Source organism: Enterococcus sp. DIV0703 (genome assembly GCF_051711065.1).
GTDB lineage: Bacteria > Bacillota > Bacilli > Lactobacillales > Enterococcaceae > Enterococcus_B > Enterococcus_B hirae.
Genome location: NZ_JBIOLX010000001.1, coordinates 878,579 through 905,070, shown reverse-complemented (window position 1 = coordinate 905,070; position 26,492 = coordinate 878,579). Strand labels below are relative to the sequence as shown.

Genomic DNA, 26,492 nt, shown 5'->3' with positions numbered 1-26,492 from the left:
TAATTTCAGAAAAAAAGATTCTCATTATCGCTTTGTTGTTTCAAATTGCACGATTTAGCTTTAACTCTTAAAAAGATATGGGAGAAGCGTAACAATCCGCTTAGTAAAAAACCGATGGTATCAAAAATCGTTTTCGATTTTCGACACCATCGGTTTGATCTTACATTCTAGGGTAGTCAGGTCACTTTTCCAACTATTGAAATTAACCTTGTCTACTATAATTTTGGACTTCAGCAACCATCGCATCAACGAACATGTTGAGATCTTCTACTGAAGTTTCTTTGCTACCATATCGGCGAATATTGACCGTTGCATCAGCCACTTCTTTATCACCAACGACTAGTTGATATGGTATTTTTTGTGTTTGTGATGCACGAATCTTATAACCCATTTTTTCATTACGATCATCTACTTCGACACGTAGCCCTTTCATTTGTAGACGTTCCTTGATTTCATAAGCATAGTCACTATGCGCTTCAACTGAAACAGGAATGATCGTTGCTTGGATCGGTGCTAACCAAGTTGGGAAAGCTCCTTTGTAAACTTCAGTTAAATAAGCAACAAAACGTTCCATCGTTGAAACGATCCCACGGTGGATAACTACTGGACGATGTGTATTTTCACCATCTTCACCAACATAAGTTAAATCAAAGCGTTCTGGAAGCAAGAAGTCTAATTGGATCGTTGATAATGTTTCTTCTGTTCCTAAAGCTGTTTTGACCTGAACATCCAATTTTGGACCATAGAAAGCAGCTTCTCCTTCTGCTTCGAAGTAATCCAATTCCAATTCATCCATTGCGGCTTTTAACATCACTTGCGCTTTTTCCCACATAGCATCATCATCAAAATATTTATCCGTGTTGTTCGGATCGCGATAGCTCAAACGGAAACGATAGTCTGTAATATTGAAGTCAGCGTAAACTGCGACCATCAATTCCAACGTACGTTTAAACTCATCTTTGATTTGATCAGGACGTACAAAGGTATGCCCATCGTTCAATGTCATTTCACGAACACGCTGTAAACCTGATAGCGCACCTGATTTTTCGTAACGGTGCATCATGCCTAGTTCAGCGATACGGATTGGTAATTCGCGGTAGGAATGGATCGCATTTTTATAGACCATCATATGATGCGGACAGTTCATCGGACGAAGAACTAACATTTCACCATCACCCATATCCATTGGTGGGAACATGTCTTCTTGGTAATGATCCCAGTGACCTGATGTTTTATACAATTCTACATCTCCCATGATTGGTGTGTAGACATGTTGGTAACCTAAGCTGATTTCTTTATCAACGATATAACGTTCAATTGTTCGACGAATCGTTGCACCTTTAGGTAACCAGAATGGTAAGCCTGAGCCAACTTGTGGTGATACCATAAATAGATCTAGTTCTTTTCCTAATTTACGGTGGTCTCTTTCTTTTGCTTCTTCACGTAGACGAATAAATTCTTTTAAGTCTTTTTTATCAAAGAATGCTGTCCCATAGACACGTTGCATCATTTGATTGTTTGAATTTCCACGCCAGTAAGCTCCAGCTACAGATAATAGTTTGAAGACTTGGATACGACCGGTTGATGGGACATGTGGTCCACGGCATAAATCGATAAATTCTCCTTGTTGATAAGCAGTGATTACTTCCTCATCTGGTAATTCACTGATCAATTCTACTTTATAAGGATCACTTGCAAAGATTTCCAGAGCTTCTTCTTTAGAAAGAACTTTACGTTCGATCGGTAAGTTTTCTTTCACGATTTTCATCATTTCTGCTTCGATTGCTGGAAGATCTTCGGCACTGATTTGGTTTTCACCGTTGTCTGTGTCATAGTAAAATCCTGAATCGATTGCTGGTCCGACACCGAAATGGATATTTGGGTACAAGCGTCTCATAGCTTGTGCCATCAAGTGTGCGGTTGAGTGACGTACCAATGCTAATGCATCTTCGTGGTCAGGTGTAACGATCTCGATTGATGCATCTTCTTCGATGCCACGATTCAAGTCAATCAATTGACCGTTCACTTTACCGGCTAATGCTTTTTTAGCTAAACTTTTAGAAATACCTGCAGCAATCTCAGCAGTCGTGATTCCCGCATCAAACTCTTTCACTGCGCCATCTGGAAAAGTAATTTTTATCATTAAAATAGCCTCCTTTGATTTTTTGATTGAATGAGTTGACACCAATAAAAAAGTCCCAGCACCTCATAAAAGAGATACTAGGACGAAAGATTCGTGGTTCCACCTAATTTCGAACGTTTACACGTTCCTTGAGCGTTATAACGGTACGACCGCCTTTGTTTCAACAAAGGTTTCGAAAGTGGTCATCCTTTGGTTTTCTTCTGGAAAAGTTTCAGCCTGGCTTTTCCTCTCTTATCGAAGACTCTCAAATTCAGTTGTCTTTCTCATCAATCAACTATGTGTTTATTTAACCACTAATAAAAAGAAAAATCAAGTGTGGGTGTGACTTATTTTTTCCATTCACCATTTACACCATAAGTGCCTTTTTTCATTTCATTGATAATCACATGGATATGTTCTTTTGGTGCTTGGGTATTTTTATGAACAGCTTCTGTAATATCTTTCATCATATTTTCTAATTGTTCTGGACTACGTCCTTCAACTAGTTCTACGTGTACAAATGGCATTGTCTCGTCTCCTTTTAATGATTGCTATCTTAAATGTAAGTGGTCTTTTCAAACCTTCTTCTATGCTATGATCATACCGCAAAAAAAGCAAAGAGAAAAGGTCTTTTCTGATGTTACGTGTGGGATCGCTCATTTTTAGCCCGCAACGCACTTAAAATCGAAACAGTGTCTACCACTTCTTGGAGAACCGCTCCAAACAAAGCGGGGATTACACCCGTACTAGCAACCAGCATTAAAAAAACACAAATAAAAATACCGATTAAAACAGATTGTTTCGCTACTTTCATCGTATCTCTGGAAATCGTTATAGCAGTAGCAACTTTTGTCAAATCATCTTTTAGTATCACCGCATCAGCACTTTCACTAGCTGCCGTTGATCCGTGTGCGCCCATGGCTATTCCAACATCTGCGATCGTCAAAGCTGGAGCATCGTTGACCCCATCGCCCACCATCGTTACGGGACGTTCACTTTCGGGAATACTCTCAAGGATATTCAATTTGTCCTGCGGCAAACAACGAGCATGAACAGCCGTGAGCCCAACCTCCTTTGCAATTGATTCAGCGATAGCCGGTCCATCCCCTGTGATCATCATCAAATCCGCTACACCCATTGTTTTCAATTGTTCAATCGTTGCTTGTGCTTCTGGACGCAGCACGTCTGAAAATAAGATCGTACCCGAAAAATGGTCATCAATTGCAACATAGATAGCTGTTTTAGTAGATTGGCTTTCTTTGGCACCGACAAATGAAGCTCTGCCAACTTTAACGAAATGTCCATCTACTCTAGCTTGTATTCCTTGCCCCGTGATTTCTTTTAATTCATTCACTGGCAATAATTTTTCGCTATCGACTTCATGGACTAGTGATCGAGCTAATATATGACTTGATTCTTGTTCCGCACTTGCCGCATAGACCAAGAGCGTTTCTGATGTTACACCAGCTTCTGGATGAATACTTGCTACTTCGAGGACCCCTTTAGTGATGGTACCCGTTTTATCAAATGCAACTGTCTTGGTTCGTGCTAATTTTTCCAAGGCAGTTCCTGTTTTGATGACGATTCCGTTTTTACTTGAACGACTCATTCCAGCCACTAAAGCAATCGGTGCAGCTAAAATCAAAGGACAAGGTGAAGCAACAACGAGAACTTCTGCGAAACGAACAGGATTCTTCGTGACCCACCAGGAAATACTTCCGATTAAATAAGCGATCAATGTAAAAGGCACCGCATAGCGATCCGCTAAGCGAACAAAATGAGCTGGTTTTTCTTTTGATTCTTCGACCAATTTAATAATTTGTTGGTATTGACTATCAGCTGCTCTTCTTTCAACGATCATTTGAACGGAACCGTCCCCATTGACTGAGCCAGACATCAGTTCATCGCCTGCTTTTTTTAATACAAGTTTGGCTTCACCCGTTAATGAAGACTCATCAAATTGCGACTCACCTTTCACTACCTTTCCGTCAACGGGCACTAATTCTCCTGGTTTCACCACTAATAAATCATTGATCTCAACAGCTTCTACTGGAATATCTTTCAATTGGTCATTCATCAATTGATGCGCTGTGCGTGGTGTATTGTCCAATAACGTTTGCAATTCTCGACTAGCTTTTTTATTGGCATAGTCTTCCAAACTGTCTCCGCCAGTCAACATGATCAGGATCATCAAACTGGCCCAGTACTCTCCTACCACTAATGTCGCAACAATCGCTGTGATAGCAAGAATGTCCACACCATATTTACCTGAACGTAATGTTTTGATCATTTCAATAAACATAAAGAAAGCCAAAATACCACCCGTGATCGCGATAATCAGAAATGCAAGTGTGGGTCGTTTAAAAATAAATTCGCAAATAAGTGCAGTCATTCCAATCAAAACGGTGATTAAAAATTTTTTAAAATGTGTCATATTGTTCACTCCCTACAATTTTAGGATACTGACTTAGAACTAGAATGAAAACTATTTACACTTAACTGAAAACAACTCTCACTCTCATTGATTTTCTTCTTTCACTTTCCTTCAAACGAATAGTCAAAGATACCTTTTTCTCACTTTTTGTGCTATACTTTTAATTCGTTATTTACGGCGGAAGGAGTAATATACGCAATGAATGAAAGACAACTAGAACAACAACACGTGGATGAAACCATTCAGTTGATCCAGCTTGAACAAAAGCTATTAAACACTAAACAACAATCTCTTACCCAAGAGATGCAAGATTCTACGAAAGACACCGCCAGCCATAAAATCAGAGGTGGGTCTAATGAATCCTTTTATGAATCAGCTGTCGAATACCGCCAACATGAGCAAGAATTGCTTTTAAAATACCATACGCTTGAATCGCAGCAAAAAAGGCTCCAAACGTTAACAGTTATGGAAGACAACCCTTACTTTGCCCGAATCGATTTTAAAGAAGAAACAGACGCAGAGACACTTTATCTAGGAATCGCTTCTTTAAGAGATCTCTCTGAAGAAACAATCGTAATCGACTGGCGTGCCCCAATTGCTAACCTTTATTACGAAGGGGAAATTGGACCAGCCTTCTATGAAACAGATACTGAAAAAATCAATGTTGAATTACTGCTGAAACGTCAGTTTAAAATCTTAGACGGAAAAATTATTTCGATGGTGGATACTTCTGAAGTGATCAACGATGATTTCTTACTAGAGATCCTAGACGATGCCTCAAGTGCGCATATGAAAAATATCGTCTCTACGATCCAAAAAGCCCAAAATGCCATTATTCGTGATACAACAAGTCAAGTGATGTTGATCGAAGGAATCGCTGGTAGTGGAAAAACATCCGCTTTATTACAACGGATCGCCTTTTTACTTTATCACAATCGAAAATGGTTAGATGCCGAGAACGTTTTACTTTTTTCTCCTAATCATCTTTTCTCTGACTATATTTCGACTGTTTTGCCTTCTTTAGGTGAAAGTGGTGTACCTACGCAAACCTTCAAGTCTTATTTGGAACAGTTATTACCTGAATTTTCATTGTTAGAAGAAGAGCAACAAGAAGTTGGTTTTTTATCTGGAGACAAGGACCCGATCCAAACCTTCAAAAGCGGTCTTCAACTAATCCATCAGATTGATCGTTATATCGATCATATTACTGGTTTTGGTCCCTTGTTTAGAGATATGAAAATTAACGGTCGGACGATTTTAGCAAAAGAATCGATCCGCAAATGGTATCAAGAAACCAATGAACTCTTACCGTTACATCAACGTCTCTCCTTGTTGCAAACAAAATTATTAAAAAAATTGGGTGGACTCCAAAAAGATGAGATGCGTCAAAAATGGGTCAAAGAATTAGCAGAAGAACAATTGCAAGACTTATATGCGAATGATCCGAACCTTGAGTATACGGAGCAAAAAGAACAGTCTTTACGGAAAAAACTAGCGAATCAAATCGTGAAGAAAAGATTCCGTCGAATCTACCGCGGAATCAATCAGTTTCAATTTGTCAATTTGACCAAACAATACCTTCACTTTTTACAAACCGTACCTCAGGCGCTGTTGGCTAAAAATGACATTAGCGCAACGATGTGGAACGATCATTCATCCTTATTAAAAGAGAAGCTTCGTCAACGAGAACTACGACAAGAAGATGCAGTATTATTCTTCTTGCTGATGCGTCGCATCCATCCAGTGTCTGTGATGCAAAAAGCTCGCTATATCTTTATCGATGAAATGCAAGATTTCGCTCCCGCTCAGGTAGCTCTTTTACAAGCGATCTATCCAAAAGCTAATCTCACTTTTTGTGGTGATCTAAATCAAAATGTTTTCGGCAATGAAACGATTACTGGCTCTTTGGATCAACTATTTAAAGACCAAGAAATCACACACTTCCAGTTAACGACCAGCTATCGTTCAACAAAAGAGATCACGGATTTTGCGAATCATTTTCTTACTGAGGAAAACCAAGTAGAAACGACGGCTCGCAAAGGTACGCTTCCTTCTATCGTGAAAGGTTCCTCCTTAGAAGAACGATTAAATTGGTTAAAAACTACGCTTGAAACGGCTCAAGAAAATACCCGTTACTGGCGTACCGCAATCATTTGTAAAACACAGACTGAGTGTGAACAACTCTATGAACAGTTGCCCGATTACTTAAAAGATCGTGTCCAATTGATTTCTGATGAAACAGATTTTATGAAACGACAAATCGTCCTACTACCAGCATTCTTGGCAAAAGGGCTCGAGTTTGATCGCGTTTTCTTATGGGGAATCGATGATACAAACTTTGCCACTGACCAAGATCAATTAGTTCTTTACACCATGTGTACAAGAGCCATGCACGAACTCGTTTTAGTTACTTCTGAATCTGAAAGTCCTTTGATTGAATCCATGGACCCAGCATTATATACCACTATCAATATATAAAAATAAAGGGTTGTGACAAAATTTTTGTCACAGCCCTTTATTCTTAATAAACGGTGTTAAAGAAGTAGCTTCAAGAATAAGAAGCTAACCACTTAGTCACAACCTCGCCTTTTAAACAAATGATTCAGTATCTGGATACTTTAATTTAACTAATGAAATAATCATTCGCAATTCTTCTATATTTTCAGGATACTCAGGATCAAAGACTTTACTATGACGCCCAATCCCCCCGTTATCTATCAGCCGATAAATTCGATTCCAATCAATAAACTGTTCGATTGATCGGAAGTTACTGATCGGATAGCCTCCACTATCAAGGATTTCTGATAAACGAAAAGCTAGATAAGCACTGTCGATCACTTTTACTTTTTTAGAATCATATTTTTCATTTTTTTCAATTAAGATTTTTGTTGGTTGATGTTTTAAGCTCCATTCTAACAAACGAAAGAAAGCTTCCATACGATAATTTTCTTCAAATAATCGAAAGGTTGAATCTGAACGTCTAAAAAGTAAAGGGATTAAATAATTTCTTTTATAAATCAACATGGGGACGCGATCAACCATACATTCCAAATAGCGATTAAGGTAACCAGTACCTACGTAATTTCCTAAACGATAACCTTCTACACCATAATGGGCATATTTTTTTGCTAATTTTGAACAGTCCGTGATATTCACAGCTAACTCTTCGATCTTTTGGTAACCGCTTAAAATACGTTCAAAAGGCTCTAAACTAATTTTTGCTTCCATAAAATTTCCCCGCCTACATCCACATTCCTATGTATCATTTTTCCAATAATACGTCTATATCAATAATAACACAGGACGAAACAGAATAAAAAATAAAACATACGAAAAAAAGATAAAATCATTGATTCGTCATAAACTACTGTTTTTTCAGAACGAATAATCTTCTTTTAAGCATAAAAAAATAGTCTGAGAGACGAATCGTCCCAGACTATTAGCAGGTGTAAAAACAAAAAACGGATAAATCGCAAGTCGAAAGCTATCCGATGCTTTCACAACCTTCATTCGTTTTTATCGTTTAGTCTTCCAATGCTACATTATGGAAAACATGTTGAACATCTTCCAACTCTTCCAACGCATCAATCATTTTTTCAAATGTTTCTTGGTCTTCTGGTGAAAGTGTCACTTCATTTTGAGGAATCATTTGGATCTCAGCAATTGAAAAATCAGTGATTCCTTTTTCTTTCAATGCTTCTTGGATACTGTGGAAGTCAGCAACTTCACCATAAACGATGATTTGTCCATCTTCTTCCATGACATCACGTACATCAATCTCTTTATCCATCAAATATTCAAGGATCTCATCTGCATCATCGCCAGCAAAACCAAAAATCGCTGTATTGTCGAACATGTAAGAAACAGCTCCAGAAACACCCATATTTCCGCCGTTTTTACCAAAAGCAGCACGTACATCAGCAGCTGTACGGTTCACGTTGTTTGTTAAGGTATCAACGATGACCATTGAGCCATTTGGTCCGAATCCCTCATAACGTAATTCAGAATAAGTTTCATCTCCCGCACCTTTTGCTTTTTCAATTGCACGGTCAATAATATGTTTAGGTACATTATAAGTTTTCGCGCGTTCAATGACGAAACGTAGTTTTTGGTTAGCGTGTGGGTCTGGATCACCTGATTTTGCTGCTGCATAGATTTCAATCCCGAATTTTGCATAAACTCGGCTATTATTTGCATCTTTTGCGGTTTTTTTCGCTACGATGTTTGCCCATTTACGTCCCATATTCTCACTTCGCTTTCTAATTTTGATCGTTCATTTCTGATAGTGGTTAAGCACAAAAACGTCCTGTTCCATTATACTTGTGAATCTGGATTCTGTGAAGTATTTTTTCTAAATCTAGTCATTTTTTAGGGAGGTGTTTCCTTGTATGATCGATTATAGTCGTCTCTTGGAATAGCTACTCAACAAGCTAGACAAAGAATTTTTTACAAAGCGACATATTCAAAATATTGAACTAAACTTTCATTCAGATTAGTCATTTCACTTTGTTCCCACCAACCAGGTTTATTTCGAAACATAAGGTCTTCTTCCAAAATTTTGTTCAGGTATCGCCCCACCGAGTTGATAGATTTGATCACTCCGAACCAAAAGGTGTGCCAATTCTGCTTCTTTTTTGCCGATTTTTGAGATCAAGGGTATTTCTTTCTTTTCTTTTAAAAACTGTTGTCCTGCCTTGGTGAATCCTAAAATATTCAAGTAACATTTAGCTTGTTGGTCATGGATTTCCTCATGATGGATGTTCAATAATACGTAACAAGCTAAACGTTGGATTCTCGTCCAAGTATATCTTTTCGTCTTGACTAAAGTGACAAATTCCTCGAAAGAACTGGCTTTCTTCGCAGCCGATTGCATTCTCACTTCAAGTCCTTCCGTCATCTGATAGATAGTTTTCAAATTGGCTAGCTCCGTAGAAAGCAAACGATAACGTAACAAGGGCCAGTAATTCGCCCATGTTTGTTGCGAACCTGCTTCGATCATCGCTGCGGTGGCAGCAGGTATAAAATTCGTTACGGAGCGTTGTTCACTGAGCGCTTTGCGAATAGCGGTCGCACTTGCGATGGAGGAACTGCTCCATTCTTCATCGTGATAACCAGCACTTTTTCTGGTAATCGGTACTAATTTCATTGGCTGGGCATACTGGGCATTTTCTTTCGCATAGCTTAACCCTAAAATGTGATTAGGAGAAGAAAAATCGAGAGCGATTTCTGGATAAAGTGTGTTGAACACTGCTGTCATCTTCTGCGGATAGCTCATTCCTTGGTCAGATAAACGTTGAAATTCACGGTCAATCCTTAATTGGTTTTGCTGTACAAATTTCCCAAAAGCTTCGTAATTAAATGTCGACTCTTCTTCTGTACCAAAACAAAGATGTGTACAGCCGAGCATCTGTAATAATCGCACAGCTCCTTTGGCAAAGTAATCTGCTGATTGCACAGACCATTCTATCGGTAGTTCAATGACCAAATCCACTCCGTTTTGGAGGGCAGCAGTTGCTCTGGACCATTTGTCGATAATTGCAGGCTCACCACGCTGTAAAAAATTTCCACTCATCACTGCTATCACGATATCTGCGCCCGTTTGTTCACGAGCCATTTCCGCATGGTAGCGATGCCCATTATGGAAAGGATTATATTCAACAATAATGCCACAAATTTTCATCGCATTTCCTCCATTTCTTAATAGGAATAAAACAAACAGTTCATTCTTTCGGTCAATCCTAAAATGATCAATTTGGTTTTTAACTGTAAAAAAATAAGCAGGAGAAATCGAAAAATCGTTTCTCCTGCTTTTTAAATGACGCTTCAGCTTATTTTTCATCAAGATATTTCTAAAGTATTTTTTTCGTTTTTTAGCAGAAAAACGTCACTATTTGGCGCAGACTTTGTTGATGATTTACTCGTCTTGGCCATTATTCGTTACTTTTATACTATTATAATACTATCTGAAACAACGCGATTCACAGCAGTTTTTTTTGCGATTACACCTCGCGATAAGGTAATATTTCGTATTCAACAAAAGACTTTTTTCGTGTCCTATTCCTTATATGCCACAAAAAAGAGACGTTTTGTATCTTCTTTTGGTTGTTCATCGGTGAAATCACCAAACGCTTCTACCTTAGAAAAGCCACTGTTTTCTAACATTCTTAAATAATTATCCAAAGAATAAGTTTGTTCTTGATGCAGTTCGTCTTCTCGAATAAACTTACCTGCTTCTTCGGGATCTTCCACAAAGAAAGTCAAGAAATGTTCAATACTGTGCTTTACCTTGCCTGGGTAGCTATCCCATAAAAAGGCAAACTGATCATTTTGATAATGGTAACTATATTCAGGAAAAACCGTGTCAATTTGATAGATAGAATGAACATCGAATATAAATCGTCCATTTTCTTCCAGCGCTTGATACACTTCGTCAAATACTTGCTGCACTTCTTGCTCATTCTTCATATAGCACAAAGAATCTGAGAAACATGTGATTGCTTGGTATTGACCAATTTCTGACAGATCAAGCATGTTTCCTTCAACAAATTGGATTGGTGTTTCCTCTTCAAAGGCACGTTGGCTAGCAATCATCAACATCTCTTCTGAAAGATCTAACCCTGTGACATGGTACCCAGCTTTAGCAAAGGCAACAGCTAGAGCACCTGTTCCGCAAGCTAATTCTAAAATATTACATGTTTCACTTGGTAAGTGTCGTTTTGAGAAATCTAACCATTGTTGATATAAGGTTTCATCCATTACCTCATCATAAACGAAAGCAAATGTTTCGTAAGCCATATTAATCGATCCATTCATTTAGGTCAACAAGTGGTGCATCTGACCATAATTTTTCTAAATTATAGAAACTTCTTTCTGGCGCATGGAAAACATGGATGATCAGATCTCCTAAGTCGATCAGGATCCATTTTCCGCCTTCTTTTCCTTCGATACGTTTTACTTCGTAATTGTTTTCTTCTTCTTTTTCAATGATTTCTTCTGTAATTGCATTTAGTTGTCGTTCACTGTTTGCCGAACAAATCATGAAGTAATCTGCTAGTAAAGATACTTCTCTCACATCTAAAGCAACGATATCTTCTGCACGTTTTGAATCGGCAGCTTGCACTGCAATTTGTAGTTGTTCTTTGCTATTTATAGTAATTTCCTCCTAATGGGTAGAGATTATTTTTTAGCTACCCAATGATTATATGTTTCAATTGTTTTTGGATAAATCTGTTGTTCTTGTTCAATCAAGTGAGCTAATGTGTGCTTTGTCTCAAAAGCTACCGCTTCGTCTAAATCAAGCAACGCTATTTCACGCGCATCTTGGACTCCAGGAAACGAGCGACCAGGTTCAATATAATCTGCTACATAGATGATTTTATCTAATAAAGACATTTCAGCCGCACCAGTGGTATGAACTCGAATGGCATGAAGGATCTCTTCATCTGTGATACCAAGCTCTCTTTCAACAAAAGAGGCGCCAACTAAACCATGCCAAATCGCATTTCCATAATGAAGAAGCGCTGGGTCATAGCCATCTCGCTTGATAACTAAAATAAATTCATCATCAGGCCGTTCTTTCGCATAATCATGTGTCAAAGCAGCAATACTAGCTTTTTCTAATGAACAGCCGTATTTGCCGGCAAGGGCAATCGCCGTCTCTTCCACCCCAAGAACATGCTTGAAACGTCGTTCACTCATTCGCATTTGGACTTTTTGCATCAACTCTTCTCTTGAGTAAGTTGTGTATTTATTACTATAGTCCATCTTGATATAGCCCTTCTTTCTCGATATACTCAATGACCTTATCAGGTACTAGATAACGAACGGAACAACCTTGCTGGATCTTCTGCCGTATTTTAGTTGAGCTGATATCAATGGTTGGCACATCGACCCAAATCACTGGGTAAGGCGTTTCGGTTGAGTAACCTGCTCGACGAATACCAACAAAATTGACCATTGTCACTAGTTCATCGATTTTATACCATTTTGGTAGATATTCTACCATGTCGCCACCGATAATAAAATAGTAATCGGTATTAGGGTTGTTTTGTGTCAGAGCTTTCATCGTATCATAAGTATAGCTTTTGCCTTTTCGAGATAACTCGATCGGTTCAATAGCTAAAAAAGGATTATCTGCTATCGCAAGTTCAAGCATGTTTAAGCGATGTTTGGCAGCGATTGTCGTTTTTTCATCCACATGTGGTGGTTGATAAGAGGGCATTAGATAGACCTCATCCAACCCTAAATTTTTCCCTGCCTGTTCTGCCATAACTAAGTGTGCCAGGTGAACTGGATTAAAAGTACCACCTAAAATCCCCACCTGTTTGCGTTTTTCAAAAATTTGAGGCATCTCTTGAGGAAATACTTGAGATTCGACAAAAGCTTCCGCTTGCGATTTCATATTAACCACTCCTTAAATTGCGTTTACTTCTTTAGAGATACGTTGATATTTTTCCTTTGAAGAGGGTTTGTATAATACAAGAACTCGTCCAATGATTTGAACAACTTGACATCTGACTGTTTCTTCTAAAATACCAGCTACCTCTTCAGGAATCTCATCGGTATTTTGTAATAACGTTACTTTGATTAACTCACGTTTTTCCAGCGCTTCTTCAATCTGAACCATCATGGCAGAATTGATTCCACCTTTACCAATTTGAAAAATCGGTTGTAAGTGGTGTGCCTGGCTTCGTAAAAATCTTTTTTGTTTTCCTCTTAAAGTCATATTCTTCCTTCTTCCTTAAATCAAGGCCTTTCGTTTCATCACATTCACACCTTTTGGCGCCCAACCTGCTACGACTGCCGGTTGTGTCACTGTGATCCATCCTAAGCCAGCAAATACGATATCTGTTTTTTCTTTTACCGAAAATTCAAAACGAACCAATTCGGGAAATTCATTTACTTCATCGGGACGAGGTGGTTGTAATAATCCACCGACGTGTTTCACATAAAATTCATCGGCTTTTGCTAATTTCGTTCGATGAATAGTGACATCATTTGAAACATAAGCAATAAATGAACCGCGTTGCCCACTGATAAAATCAAACCTTGCTAAACCGCCGAGAAAGAGTGTCTGTCCTTCATTCAATTGGTATCCTTTAGGCTTGATTTCTTTCGTTGGTGCAATGATTCTTAAATCTTTTTTCCCAAGATAATGCGCCATTTGATGTCGATGGATAATCCCAGGAGTATCAATCAAGAAGTGCCCATCATCTAAAGGAATCTCGATCTTATCTAAAGTTGTCCCTGGAAATTGAGAAGTCGTAATCACATCTTTGACACCTGCTGTGTTCTTGATGATTTGATTGATCAATGTCGATTTACCGACATTTGTCACACCAACGATATAGACGTCACGACCTTCACGATACTCTTCGATTTTTTTGAGTAGATTTTCCATTTCATTCGCTTTTTTTGCGCTTGTCAATAATACTTCAACCGGACGCAATCCAGCTTCATGTGCACGCTCTTTCATCCATTGGATCATTTTTGGTTTCTTCAGTGATTTAGGTAAAATATCCACTTTGTTTCCGACCAAGAGCACCGGGTTATTACCTACAAAGCGATGTAGTCCAGGGATCAAAGAACCATTAAAATCAAAGATATCGACAACATTGACGATCAAGGCATCTTCTTGTCCTAGTTCATTCAGCAGGCGCAAAAAATCATCATCTGTCAGTGAAACATCTTGGATCTCATTATAATGTCTTAACCGGAAACAACGTTGGCAATAGACCTCACCTGATTCTAGTCCTTTTTCTAATGCTGCTTTTGGTGTATACCCTAATTCATTAGGATGGTCGGTTTGGATCGTTGCTCCACACCCAATACACTGTAGTTCTTCGTTCATTCAATTCCACCTCGCCAGCCCATATCAGGATTGTGTGCTAATAAATAGGCCATGATTTTGCGTTCCCAAAAACGATTGAATCGTGTTTTCCAACTATCCGTTTCAATAATTGGTTTAACCAAGATACTTCTGATACCCGAACGATTAGCTGCTCGGATATCTGTCATGATTTGGTCACCAATCATCACAATTTCATCATCTGAAAGATTCAACATTTTTTTTGCTCGATTCATTCCTACGGCTAAAGGTTTTAATGCCCGAGCAACATACGTCAATTCAAATTTATCGATCGCTCGTGCTACTCGTTCAGAGCTATTGTTTGAAACAACCACTACTGGAATACCAGCATTTCTCATTTCTAAGATCCAGTCGAGTAATTCCTCTGTTCCATCAGGATTGTTCCAAGCGATCAACGTATTGTCCAAGTCAGTCAAAACTGCTTTAATCCCTAAGTTTTTTAATTGTGCAGGGGTTATCTTGTAGATGGCATCGACCATCCATGTTGGTTTATATTTTGAAAACATTTTGTCTCCTCATCTGCAAAAAATGAAGGAGCACGAAATGTACTCCTCAGCCCTATATTATACTTCATTCTTTCCAAAAAAACTACCTCTACACCTGAATCCTTCTGAATAAACAACTATTAACCTGAAATGATGAACAGACCGAAGTCACCAAACATTTTTAAAAGAGAAGAAATCATCCGTTTTACTACACTGATAAAATAAAAACTCTCCAAACACGAGAAACTGTTTCGAGAGTTTTTATTCGATTTTTTATTCTTTGGATGTTACTGACTTTTATAATATTTTGGATAAAAATGCGACTGTTCGTGGATGACTGGTTTGTTCAAAAATAGCCGTCGGTGTACCTTCTTCAAGAATGGTTCCTCCATCCATAAATAGAACTCGATCACTAACTTCTTTTGCAAAGCCTATTTCGTGAGTCACAATGATCATAGTCATCCCTTCACGAGCTAATTGCAGCATGATTTCTAACACTTCTCCGACCATTTCCGGATCAAGAGCTGAAGTCGGCTCATCAAATAGCATGACGTCGGGTTGCATGGCTAAAGCTCTCGCAATGGCGACCCGTTGTTGTTGCCCCCCAGATAAAGACTGAGGATAAGTATCGGCTTTTTCTAGCAGTCCTACTTTCTTTAGCAAATCTCTTGCAATCTTTGTTGCTTCTTCTTTTGATTGCTTTTTGACTTTGATTGGTGACAAAGTGATGTTTTCTAAAACCGTCATATTAGGGAATAGATTAAACTGTTGGAAAACCATTCCCATTTTTTCTCTTGTTTTAAAAATATCATTTTGCTTGTCGGTAATTGTCATTCCTTCAAACTTGATTTCACCAGAAGTTGGTATCTCTAATAAGTTGATGCATCTTAGTAAAGTGCTTTTTCCCGAGCCTGATGGTCCTAAAAGTACCACGACTTCTCCTGGATAAATTTCAGCGGAAACGTCTTTCAGTACTTCCTGTTCACCGAATTTTTTATTTAAATGTGTAATTTTGATCAATGATTTGGCCATTTATTTTCACCCTTCATCCTTGGTATCCTTTACCTAATTTTTTCTCCCAGCGATTTAGTAACCGAGAAGTAGCAAACGTCATGATGAAATAAACGGCTGCTGCTATAAAATAAGGCTCTAATGGAACATACGAATTGGATATGACGATTTGCGCCGCTCCCATCAGTTCATTGATTCCGATCGCAGTCAACAGGGAAGAATCTTTAATCAACGTAATAAATTCATTGCCTAAAGGGGGCAAAATGTTTCTTAATGCTTGTGGCAAGATCACGTAACGCATCGTTTGTGCTGGACGCAACCCTAATGAATAGGAGGCTTCTGTTTGACCGTGGTACACTGCTAAGATCCCCCCGCGGATGATCTCTGCAACATAGGCACCAGAATTTAAAGATAACACGATCATTCCTGGAAGCAGGCGACCAAGATCAACAGTTAAAACACCAACTTCCAGATTTTTGGAAGGAAAAAATCCTTGAAGCAATAAAAAGCCGATCATGATCTGTAAAAGCATTGGTGTTCCTCGTAATACTTCGATATAGATATTAGCTAAAACATTCAACGGTTTCTTTTTGGACAATTTTAGCAACGCCATAAGTAACCCGATACCCGTTCCCAAGATCACTGTGACGATCGAAATCATGATTGTTATTCCTGTACCTGATAAAAAATAAGGGAAATATTTATCTAAAAAAGAAAAATCCACTCTGCCTGACCTCTATTCTGCCGCTGTTTTTTCAGCTAATTCGTTATTTTGTTGAATAAATTCTTCAATTTTCCCTTCATCATTCAACTTTTTGATAATTTGGTTTAATTCTTTTTGTAGTTGACTGCTTTCTTTAGGTAACGCAATAGCAAAGGCTTCATCAGGAGCTGGCTCAAGTGAAATATCAGCGATCATCAGATCAGGATTTTGGGCGATATATGATTCGGCGATCGTTTTTTCAACGACTGTCGCAGCTAATGAGCCTTGGTTAACTTCAACGATCATGTTGGGAACTTTGTCGATTGTCACAAGCTTCGCACCTTTCAGTTGCGTCTTAACTAATTCCTCTTGAATGGATCCCTTTTGAGCACCCACATTTTTATCTTTTAGGTCATTCGCATTGCGATAGATTTCTTTATTTTTTTTGTTGATGATCACCACTTGTGGTGGGTTGTAATAATTGTCTGTGAAGTCAAATTGTTGTTTTCTTTCATCTGTGGCAGAAATCGCAGAAATAGCAAGATCTGCTTTACCTTCTTTTAAGGAAGCTAAAACGGTATTGAAATTCATATCTGATACTTCAGCTTTTACTCCTAGTTCTTTCGCGATTGCTTTAGCTAAGTCAATATCAGATCCTACGATTTTATCTTTCCCGTCAACCATCGTATGAAACTCAAACGGCGCGTAATCAGCCGACGTAGCTACTTTTAGTACCCCGCTTTTTTTAATCGCTGCTAACTGATCCTTTTCCTGACCTTGAGCAGTCGTATTGCTGCTGCCACATGCACCTAAAGTCGCTAGTGCAAACAGTACCGTTAACATCCCAAAGAATTTTTTCATGTCATTTTCCTCCTACGTTAAAACTTTTGTATTAAGTGAAGTAATTATAGCATGAAAATTTCAAAAAAAAAGCATTTTTTGTATATTTATTTAAAAAAATGTATTTTAAGGCGAATATATTGTATATAAAACAAATAAAAGAATAATTATTTTAGAATAATTTCCAATAAAATGAAAAAGAGCTAAGAACGAAAAAGTCATCTTAGCTCTTTTAAAGGTGTAACCACAGATAAGGTTAGTTAATCTCCTGCAAGAAGATAAAAGTCATCAAACATTCAAGAAGGAAATTTTGGAAATTCTACTTCTTGATGCGAAACACTCTTTATGTGCAAATAATATTTATCAGAGTTCAATTAGATCTGGGAATCAAATTCCATGTCTGATTACTAGTATTTTTCATTGTTCTACTGATAATAGGATTAAAATCAGTTAGATTATTGTCTTCTAGATCCTATCTACACTCACATTAGAATCCTTATTTTGATAACAAAAACAGCGGGAATCTAGTCCGTTATAACCGCCGTTCACTCTGAGTGTATTCTAGTCTGCAGTTGGATTGTTTGCGCAAAATTCATTCACACTATAGGAATGCTAGTAGAACCTTGCACTTATCCAAAGAAAAGAAACGGAGACAAAAGTAGCATCTTCGGAAAATTAGTCGGAATTAATTGATACTAAACATGTTTGTTTCAACCCCTTCTGTGCTCAACTAAGTTTCCTATTCTAAGTAATTCACAATCAGCTTGTTTGACCAACTAATTATGCAACTGATTAATTCTAAATAATCTTAGAATCATCGTATGGTCTCTAAACAGATCTTATTTTACTAAATATAAACCTCTGTACACATTCCGGTATTCCTCATTTAGCTCAACCTGTTTGAATTTTGAGCGTATCTTAAATCAAGAAAACTGAGACATTGATCAGATTTTTTCTAATCAATGCCCCAGTTTTTAGACTTACATGAATTTGTTTTTTCCTTAATTAACAGAAACTGTTTGGTTTTCAGCCAATAAGTTGCCACTTCCATCATAGAAATTCATTGTTACTTGATCATCAGCTTTGATTAGGTCTGGCTTCACATAATAACTGATTGCCCCATCCTTAAAGCTCCCACCTTTACTGATCAGTTTACCATTGACAAACAAGTGTCCTTGGTGAACTTGGGTATCAGAACCATAGGCTCCTTTGATCGTTTGTGTGCCGATTTTATAAGTCAATTCGTTGATTTCAGCTGTTGGTGTTTGAATAGTGACCCCAATCTCTGATCCCGGAATTTGCTGTCCTCGATTGTTGGCACCCATCAAGACTACCTGATCGTCTTCTGATACTTTAAGGTTTCCTACATAATAACTGAACTTGCCATCTTTGAAGCTACCGCCTTGACTAACTTTTTCGCCATTGACCAATAAGATTCCTTGGTAAACATCGCCGGTGTAGCTTCCTTCGATCACTGTACTGATTCCCACACGATGGGCTTCTGTTAATTGACCCAGTTGTTCTCCTATAGTTACCGGTTGTGGATCACCTAGTGGTGTATCGAATTTATCATAGCCTTGAATCGTTGCTTGATCCCCTGCTTTGATGATTTGAGAGTTCACATAATAGCTAAACTTACCATCTTTATAGGTTCCGCCCCAGCTAACGACTTCTCCGTTCACTACTAGTTTTCCTTTATGGATATCCCCCGTGTAAGTTCCAGTAATGGTTGAATCACCTAGCTTATAAGTGTCCACCTGATCAATTGATCCTGAAGATTCGGAAATCACTTCAATCTCTTTGGAATCCATCAATTTCTTCTCTTTGTTGTAGCCATCTAATACGACTTTGTCGCCGACTTTTAATTTGCCAGCACCGACATAATAACTGAATTGACCATCTTTGAAGCTACCGCCCCAGCTAACAACTTTGCCATTAACGGTTAATCGGCCGAGAGACATATCCCCTGTGTAAGTTCCAGTAATATTGACATCTCCTACATGATATTCTTGTGGTTTCAACTCACTTTTCACTAGTTCTGCCACATAAGTTCCTGCCGTTAAATCCCCAGTTCCGTAATTTGTCATAAAGTCAGCAGGTGAATAGCCTTTGGACTGACCATCTTCACGAATCCAATTTCCTGTCAGCTGATCCCCATCGTTCAATGCTTTCGGTGCTGATAAACCAGTGTCTCCAACCGCTTTAAAGTGATCGCCTAGTGTTAATTTAGCAAGAGGTGTATTCTTAAACATACTTCCCATCGTTGTTACTTTGCTAGTGTCAAAGCTACTTACATCTAGACTTGTTAAGTTATCCATATCGTAAAACATTGTACTCATATCTGTTACATTACTAGTATCAAAGCCACTTACATCTAGGCTTGTTAAGTTCCCCATCTCTCTAAACATCTCGCGCATAGTTGTTACGTTACAAGTATCAAAACCACTTAAATCTAGACTTGTTACGCTACTCATACCGGAAAACATACCATACATACTTGTCACGTTACTAGTATTCCAACCATTTACATCCAAATTTGTTATGTTTTTCATACCCAGAAACATATAACTCATAACTGTGACTTTACTGGTATCAAAGCCACTTACATCTAAACTTGTTACGCCGTTCCTATAAAACATATAAGACATATCTGTTACTTTGCTGGTGTCAAAGCTACTTACATCTAAACTTGTTAAGTTACTCATCTCTTTAAACATCTCGCGCATGTTTGTTACGTTACTAGTATCCAGTTGATTTAACCCTTCAATTTCAGTTAAATTATTAAGATACTTGGATCCGGTAAGATCACTACTAAATAAGTAGGCAGAATCTTCCGGAGCAACTACTTTTCCAGCCAAGACAATTTTCTTGATGGCTGTACTATCCACTTTTTTGCTGTTCCATGGCGATTCTCCATAGCTACTTAACTCACCTGCTTCGATCGTCAATACCCCTGTATTTTCATCAAACATATACGGACTAGTGCCCCACGTGCCTGTTTCAACGGAAACATACGTGCCAGCAGTCAGATCACCGGTGCCATAGTTTTTCATGAAATCTTCTGCTGTATAAACCTTCCCTGTGCCATCTTCTCGCTTCCAGGCAGAAGTAAGTTTTGCATTTTCGGAGCCTGATTCTACAAATTTAAAGGTATCTCCTAGAATTAATTTCTTAAGTGGAGTATCAACAAACATCTCACGCATATCTGTCACTTTGTGAGTGTCAAAGTTGCTTAAATCTAGACTTGTTACACGACTTAAACCTTGAAACATCGTATACATACCTGTTACATTACTGGTATCAAACCCACTTACATCTAGGCTTGTTATGCTACTCATATTTTTAAACATATAATTCATAGATGTTACGTTACTAGTATCAAACCCACTTACATCTAGATTTATTACGCTACGCATATCGGAAAACATACAACGCATATCTGTTACGTTACTGGTATCTAGTTGACTCAACCCTTCGATTTCAGTTACATTCTTAAGTTGCTTACCAGTGTAAGTTGAACTAAACAAATAGCCAGAATATTTTGGAGCCACTACTTTCCCAGACAAGACAATTTTTTTGATTGCTTCATAATCCACTGTTTCGCTGTTCCATGGTGATTTTTCATAGCCACTTAACTCACCTGCTTCGATCGTCAATGTCCCTGTGTTTTCATCAAAATTATACGGACTGGTACCCCACCATCCTGTAGCAGAAACGTACGTGCCAGCAGTCAAGTCACCGGTGCCATAGTTATTCATGAAATCTGCTGCTGTATAAACCTTCCCTTTACCATCTGCTCGCTTCCAGGCAGAAGTAAGTTTTGCATTTTCGGAGCCTGATTCTACAAATTTAAAGGTATCTCCTAGAATTAATTTCTTAAGTGGAGTATCAGCAAACATAGTACCCATATCTGTCACTTTGCTAGTGTCAAAGTTGCTTAAATCTAGACTAGTTAAACTGCTCATACGGCGAAACATATCACCCATATATGCTACGTTACTGGTATCAAAGCCACTTATATCTAGACTGGTTAAACTTTGCATACCGAAAAACATAGAGTCCATCACTGTTACTTTACTGGTATCAAAGCTATTTAAATCTAGACTTGTTAATCTACTCATACTGTCAAACATAAACGCCATTTCTGTTACTTTACTGGTATCGAAGCCACTTACATCTAGACTTGTTACGTTGTTCATACTGTAAAACATAGCATCCATATTTGTTACGTTACTGGTATCAAAACCACTTACATCTAGACTTGTTACGCTGCGCATACCGTGAAACATATACTCCATATTTGTTACGTTACTGGTATCCAGTTGACTCAATCCTTCGATTTCAGTTACATTTGCAAGGTACGAATAAGAAAATAGGCGTCTAGAATCTTCCGGAGCAACTACTTTTCCAGACAAGACAATTTTCTTGATGGATTTAGCATCTACTTTTTTGCTGTTCCATGGTGATTCTTTATAGCCACTTAACTCACCTGCTCCGATCGTCAATACCCCTGTATTTTCATCAAAAGTATACGGACTGGTACCCCACGTACCTGTTATCTCGGAGGTAGCTGCCACGTTCGCTTTTTGCGCTACTTTTGGCGCTTCAGCTGTTGGATTAGTTGCATCCCCTTCACTTTCGGCAGTCGCTGCTGTTGCTTGTTCTTGTTCTGTTGCTTGGTCTTGGGTGTCATCCGTTGTTTCATCAGTTTGTGCTAATGAATCACTAGTTGTAGTGGTTGAATCCGTTGGGTTTACTAACGGCTCTGTGACGTTTTGTATCGTTTGATCGATGACTTCTTTTGCTTCATTCGCCTGTGTTTGTTCAGTAGCAGTTTCAGCTGTTGGTGACAAAGTATCCGCTAATGCCATCGTTGGTGCGATCCCAGCATTTCCCATCACACCAGCCACCGCAAACATCGTTAATAGCTGTTTTTTACGTTTTGCTGTTAATTTTTTCTTACTCATTTTTACTCCTTTTTTGCTCTTATTTTTGATCATTATTTTTTCATCAATACCACTTCATCAGCTTTAGGTGTTTTCTCTGTTTTCAATTGATATCTCTTTCCAATGTCCATTTTGTTACCGAAGCAGACAAAATCGTATGAATCATCTCCCCTGTAGGATTTATTTTACTTGTTCTAATCAAGAGTAAACGCTCAATATTCCCAATTAATATTCTTGAATTTTGATCGTTTACCATAACTGTTTTGTTGTATGTATTTTTTTCATTGATTGAGGAAATCAATCAAGCTTTCTCTACTACTTATCATCTGAAGAAATTTTTCACCTACATGTTACGATTTATGTAAAGGTTCATAAGTGGCAGAATAATCTGCAACCTTTTAGACAGGAGAAAGATTTAAATACATCAAAAAAGGAAGTGGAGACAAAAGTAGTTAGCATCAAGAAATAAGAAGAGATTCCCAAAAATTGACAAGAAACACAAAAACTAGTTTTTTGCTGTTGATTGTTACCTACTTGGTGCTTCTCAAATTTTTGGTAAATTTCAGCAGATTTTCCGAAGACGCTGCTTTTGTCTCATGTTTATTTGTTTTTTAGAGATACTAGATGAGACTGAGACAAGTTCTGTCCCAGTCTCCTTGAAAAATTATAGAGCCCATATTCATGCCAACCAAATGGTAGACACATGATTATATTCAACAGAGCGATTATCGCATTCCCATTTATAAAATCTCTGATGAATGATAGAGGATAATCTCCAATCCTTGTATTCCAATGTTTTTTAAAAAAGCAGACAGGTTAATAAAAAAACTATCAACGTGAACTAACAAAAAATCTGAGACAGAATGAGATTCATTCTGACCCAGATTTGATTTCACACCATTCATCAGTCCTTAATGACAAAGAGTCGAAAAACTCAAAAAGCAATCGACCTCCAAAGCTACTCCTGTCATCTAACAGGAAACGGTGGGTAGGTCGATTGCTTTATTCATTCAATTTGGTGCATAACTGTTTGTTTTATTCTTTATAACTGTTTAAAATTTACGGAATCTTTGATAACGTCGTTCAAGCAACTCTTCAGTGGAAGTTTGACATAGTTCGGTCAATTTTTCAATCAATGATTTTTGTAACATTCGACTGACTTTTTCTTTACTTAAAGCTTGCCCATTTACTGTTTCCGGTATCACACGATCGATGACATCTAATTCTAATAATTCAGCTGCCGCAACTTTCATTAATTCAGCCGCTTCAGCTGCTCGACTACCATCTTTCCACAAAATCGATGCAAAACCTTCAGGAGATAAGACAGCATAAATCGTCTGTTCAAGCATCCAAACTTCATCAGCTAAGCCAAGAGCCAATGCTCCTCCGCTTCCACCTTCACCGATGATGATTGCAATGATCGGTACTTTTAGATCAGACATCTCTAATAGGTTTCTGGCAATCGCTTCTCCTTCACCACGTTCTTCTGCACCGACACCACAATAGGCACCAGCAGTATTAATCAGTGTGATAATAGGACGATGGAATTTTTCTGCCTGTTTCATCAGACGAAGTGCTTTACGATAGCCTTCTGGATGAGGCGAACCAAAATTTCTGCGAATATTTTCTTGAAGGTCTCGTCCTTTTTGGATCCCAATAACTGTGACAGGTTTTCCATCTAATTTGGCAACCCCACCAACGACTGCTTCGTCGTCTCCAAATAAACGATCGCCATGAAATTCTTGAAACCCTTCAAAGATATCTTCAAAAAAATCAAGACTCGTCCAACGATCCTTTTCACGCGCCAGTTGAACGATCTCATGTGCTGTTTTATCCATGATTTATCCAACCTTTCTGCGTATGCATTTCCAACAAATGATGGATCGTTTCTTTTAGTTCTTTTCTAGGAACGATTTGATCAACAAATCCATGGGTAAGTAGAAATTCTGCTTTTTGGAAATCTTCCGGTAATTCTTGTTTGATCGTTTGTTCGATCACTCGTCTACCGGCAAAACCAATCAAGCTTTGGGGTTCAGCCAGGATCACGTCGCCTTCCATTGCAAAACTCGCTGTTACGCCGCCTGTAGTTGGATCGGTCAATACTGTGAGATAAAACAAACCGGCATTGCTATGACGTTTGACAGCTGCTGAGATTTTTGCCATCTGCATCAAAGAAAAAATACCTTCTTGCATTCTGGCTCCTCCAGAAGCAGTGAACAAGACAACGGGTAAGCCAGCTTTTTCAGCCCGTTCAAACAAACGGGTGATTTTCTCCCCTACAACGGTTCCCATACTGCCCATGATGAAATTAGAATCCATGACACCTATCGCAAATGGCAGACCGTGAATCGTTGCTGTTCCTGTCAATACCGCTTCATGCAATCCTGTTTTTGCTTGCATAGTTTGGATCTTTTCTTGATAATCAGGGAAGTTCAAGGGATCTTTCGTTACTAAGTCCGTGTCCCATTCTTCTAAACTTTTTTCATCGATGATCAATGCTAATCGTTGCCAAGCACCAATACGAAAGTTATAACTACAATGAGGGCAAACCTTCTCATCACCAATATCTTTTGTATAAATGATGTGTTTACAATTAGGGCATTTAGCCCACATATTATCTGGAATAGACGGCGCATTCGTTGGTTGTTCTGCTCGATTAGGATTAATTCGAATGTATTTTTTCTTTTTGAATAAAGCCATCTACTCTTCTCCTATCTCTGTTTCAGGTGTCCAGTTCGGTAAAAAATCTTCTTGTAAAAAGGCGGTACTATAGTCCCCTGCGATGACTGCTGGATGACTGATTAAATCCATTTGGAACTCCGCGTTCGTGATCACTCCATCGGTAACCACTTCGCTTAACGCTCGTTGCATTTTCATCAATGCCTCAAAGCGAGTGTCTGCATGAACGATCACCTTAGCGATCATTGAATCATAATAAGGTGGAATCGTATAACCAGAATAAACGGCACTATCAACTCGAACGCCCATGCCTCCTGCTGGTAACAAAAGGTTTTTGATTGTTCCAGGTGATGGTGCAAAATGAAAAGCCGGATTTTCTGCATTGATTCGACACTCAATGGCGTGACCAGAGAATCGCACATCTTCTTGTTTGATTTCCAACGGTTGCCCCGCAGCAATTTCAATTTGTTTTTTTACCAAGTCAATGTTTGTAACCATCTCAGTTACCGGATGTTCGACTTGGATCCGCGTATTCATTTCCATGAAATAAAATTCTCCCGCTTCATCCATTAAAAATTCAATCGTTCCAGCATTTTCATAATTAACCGCTTTGGCTGCACGAACTGCCGCAGCTCCTAATTCTTCTCTTTTATTCTGAGAGATGACCACTGAAGGGGATTCTTCTAATACTTTTTGATTATTTCGTTGAAGAGAACAATCTCGTTCGCCTAAATGAAGGACATGCCCATAATGATCACCAAGGATCTGTACTTCAATATGTCTTGCTGGATAAATGATTTTTTCTAAATACATTTCATCATTTCCAAAAGCCGCTGCTGCTTCTTGCTGCGCAGAAGAAAAATGTTGCGGTAATTCTTCTTTTGATAAAACTTTACGAATCCCTTTTCCGCCACCGCCAGCGGCAGCTTTAAGCATGACCGGATAACCAATCTTATCCGCTACTGTTAGTGCTTCTTCAACTGTTGATAATACGCCATCACTTCCTGGAATAACAGGTACATTGGCTTCTTGCATCAAGCGACGTGCATTGATTTTATTCCCCATCGCATCGATCGTTCGACTCTTTGGACCAATAAAAGCAATATTACATTCTTCACACATAGAAGCAAAACGGCTATTTTCAGATAAGAACCCAAAACCTGGATGAATCGCTTCTGCTTTGGTCACGATGGCTGCACTCAAAACTGCTTGGACATTCAAATAGGAGTCCGTCGCTTTTGCAGGACCAATACAAATTGCTTCATCTGCCAATTGAGTATGCAATGCGTCAGCATCTGCTTGTGAGTAAACAGCAACAGTCTGAATACCAAGCTCACGACAAGCGCGAATAATTCGTACGGCGATTTCGCCACGATTAGCTATCAAAACTTTTGAAAACATAAC

21 protein-coding genes are annotated in these 26,492 nt (G+C 38.5%); 1 reads left to right on the top strand and 20 read right to left on the bottom strand.

Annotated features, from left to right (window positions below):
• Positions 1–202: 202 nt before the first annotated feature.
• From thrS to IGK81_RS04175, 3 genes are all read right to left on the bottom strand, one after another.
• Entirely contained in the window at positions 203–2,143 is a 1,941-nt protein-coding gene (thrS, locus tag IGK81_RS04185) for a threonine--tRNA ligase (RefSeq protein ID WP_034700539.1), read from the bottom strand.
• A 326-nt stretch (positions 2,144–2,469) separates the two neighbouring features.
• Positions 2,470–2,649 (bottom strand): 2-hydroxymuconate tautomerase, encoded by a 180-nt coding sequence (locus tag IGK81_RS04180; protein WP_002287649.1) that lies wholly within the window; start codon positions 2,647–2,649, stop codon positions 2,470–2,472.
• Between the two features lie 113 nt (positions 2,650–2,762).
• Positions 2,763–4,556, bottom strand: coding sequence for a heavy metal translocating P-type ATPase (locus IGK81_RS04175; protein ID WP_431393573.1), 1,794 nt, complete (start codon positions 4,554–4,556; stop codon positions 2,763–2,765).
• 198 nt (positions 4,557–4,754) lie between these two features.
• On the opposite strand from IGK81_RS04175, the gene helD reads away from it, so the two are divergent.
• On the top strand, positions 4,755–7,034 hold the full coding sequence (helD, locus tag IGK81_RS04170) for an RNA polymerase recycling motor HelD (RefSeq protein ID WP_034700541.1): 2,280 nt from the start codon (positions 4,755–4,757) through the stop codon (positions 7,032–7,034).
• Between the two features lie 111 nt (positions 7,035–7,145).
• On the opposite strand, the gene IGK81_RS04165 is transcribed toward helD, so the two are convergent.
• The 17 genes from IGK81_RS04165 to IGK81_RS04085 form a co-directional block, all read right to left on the bottom strand.
• The gene (locus IGK81_RS04165; protein WP_010719653.1) at positions 7,146–7,784 is read right to left on the bottom strand and encodes a hypothetical protein; all 639 of its coding nucleotides are present in this window, start codon (positions 7,782–7,784) and stop codon (positions 7,146–7,148) included.
• 295 nt (positions 7,785–8,079) lie between these two features.
• Positions 8,080–8,799 (bottom strand): YebC/PmpR family DNA-binding transcriptional regulator, encoded by a 720-nt coding sequence (locus tag IGK81_RS04160; protein WP_010719654.1) that lies wholly within the window; start codon positions 8,797–8,799, stop codon positions 8,080–8,082.
• 282 nt (positions 8,800–9,081) lie between these two features.
• Positions 9,082–10,236: a nucleotidyltransferase gene (locus IGK81_RS04155; protein WP_034700543.1), complete on the bottom strand. Its 1,155-nt coding sequence runs from the start codon at positions 10,234–10,236 to the stop codon at positions 9,082–9,084.
• A 374-nt stretch (positions 10,237–10,610) separates the two neighbouring features.
• The gene (locus IGK81_RS04150; RefSeq protein ID WP_034700545.1) at positions 10,611–11,351 is read right to left on the bottom strand and encodes a class I SAM-dependent DNA methyltransferase; all 741 of its coding nucleotides are present in this window, start codon (positions 11,349–11,351) and stop codon (positions 10,611–10,613) included.
• Between the two features lies 1 nt (position 11,352).
• Positions 11,353–11,676 carry a ribosome silencing factor gene (gene rsfS / locus IGK81_RS04145; RefSeq protein WP_010719657.1) on the bottom strand — a complete coding sequence of 108 codons (324 nt, stop codon included), beginning with the start codon at positions 11,674–11,676 and terminating at the stop codon, positions 11,353–11,355.
• Between the two features lie 56 nt (positions 11,677–11,732).
• Positions 11,733–12,320 carry a bis(5'-nucleosyl)-tetraphosphatase (symmetrical) YqeK gene (yqeK, locus tag IGK81_RS04140; RefSeq protein ID WP_010719658.1) on the bottom strand — a complete coding sequence of 196 codons (588 nt, stop codon included), beginning with the start codon at positions 12,318–12,320 and terminating at the stop codon, positions 11,733–11,735.
• Complete coding sequence (locus tag IGK81_RS04135) at positions 12,310–12,957, bottom strand: nicotinate-nucleotide adenylyltransferase (protein WP_034700547.1); 648 nt, start codon at positions 12,955–12,957, stop codon at positions 12,310–12,312. Before IGK81_RS04135 ends, yqeK begins: the two co-directional genes overlap by 11 nt.
• Before the next feature lie 12 nt (positions 12,958–12,969).
• A complete protein-coding gene (gene yhbY / locus IGK81_RS04130; protein WP_010719660.1) occupies positions 12,970–13,281 on the bottom strand; it encodes a ribosome assembly RNA-binding protein YhbY in 312 nt (103 codons plus the stop codon).
• 15 nt (positions 13,282–13,296) lie between these two features.
• Complete coding sequence (gene yqeH, locus IGK81_RS04125; protein ID WP_010738128.1) at positions 13,297–14,406, bottom strand: ribosome biogenesis GTPase YqeH; 1,110 nt, start codon at positions 14,404–14,406, stop codon at positions 13,297–13,299.
• On the bottom strand, positions 14,403–14,930 hold the full coding sequence (locus IGK81_RS04120) for a YqeG family HAD IIIA-type phosphatase (RefSeq protein WP_010719662.1): 528 nt from the start codon (positions 14,928–14,930) through the stop codon (positions 14,403–14,405). Before IGK81_RS04120 ends, yqeH begins: the two co-directional genes overlap by 4 nt.
• A gap of 276 nt (positions 14,931–15,206) precedes the next feature.
• Positions 15,207–15,941, bottom strand: a complete 735-nt coding sequence (locus IGK81_RS04115) for an amino acid ABC transporter ATP-binding protein (protein WP_010738129.1) — start codon at positions 15,939–15,941, stop codon at positions 15,207–15,209.
• A gap of 13 nt (positions 15,942–15,954) precedes the next feature.
• Positions 15,955–16,644 carry an amino acid ABC transporter permease gene (locus IGK81_RS04110; RefSeq protein ID WP_034700549.1) on the bottom strand — a complete coding sequence of 230 codons (690 nt, stop codon included), beginning with the start codon at positions 16,642–16,644 and terminating at the stop codon, positions 15,955–15,957.
• A gap of 12 nt (positions 16,645–16,656) precedes the next feature.
• Complete coding sequence (locus IGK81_RS04105; RefSeq protein ID WP_010719665.1) at positions 16,657–17,484, bottom strand: transporter substrate-binding domain-containing protein; 828 nt, start codon at positions 17,482–17,484, stop codon at positions 16,657–16,659.
• A 980-nt stretch (positions 17,485–18,464) separates the two neighbouring features.
• Complete coding sequence (locus IGK81_RS04100) at positions 18,465–22,430, bottom strand: BspA family leucine-rich repeat surface protein (protein ID WP_034700551.1); 3,966 nt, start codon at positions 22,428–22,430, stop codon at positions 18,465–18,467.
• Between the two features lie 1,031 nt (positions 22,431–23,461).
• The gene (locus tag IGK81_RS04095; RefSeq protein WP_010738133.1) at positions 23,462–24,247 is read right to left on the bottom strand and encodes an acetyl-CoA carboxylase carboxyl transferase subunit alpha; all 786 of its coding nucleotides are present in this window, start codon (positions 24,245–24,247) and stop codon (positions 23,462–23,464) included.
• Positions 24,240–25,109, bottom strand: coding sequence for an acetyl-CoA carboxylase, carboxyltransferase subunit beta (accD, locus tag IGK81_RS04090; protein WP_034700553.1), 870 nt, complete (start codon positions 25,107–25,109; stop codon positions 24,240–24,242). The genes IGK81_RS04095 and accD overlap by 8 nt, the downstream gene beginning before the upstream one ends.
• Positions 25,110–26,489 carry an acetyl-CoA carboxylase biotin carboxylase subunit gene (locus IGK81_RS04085; protein WP_010738135.1) on the bottom strand — a complete coding sequence of 460 codons (1,380 nt, stop codon included), beginning with the start codon at positions 26,487–26,489 and terminating at the stop codon, positions 25,110–25,112.
• Between the last annotated feature and the right edge of the window lie 3 nt (positions 26,490–26,492).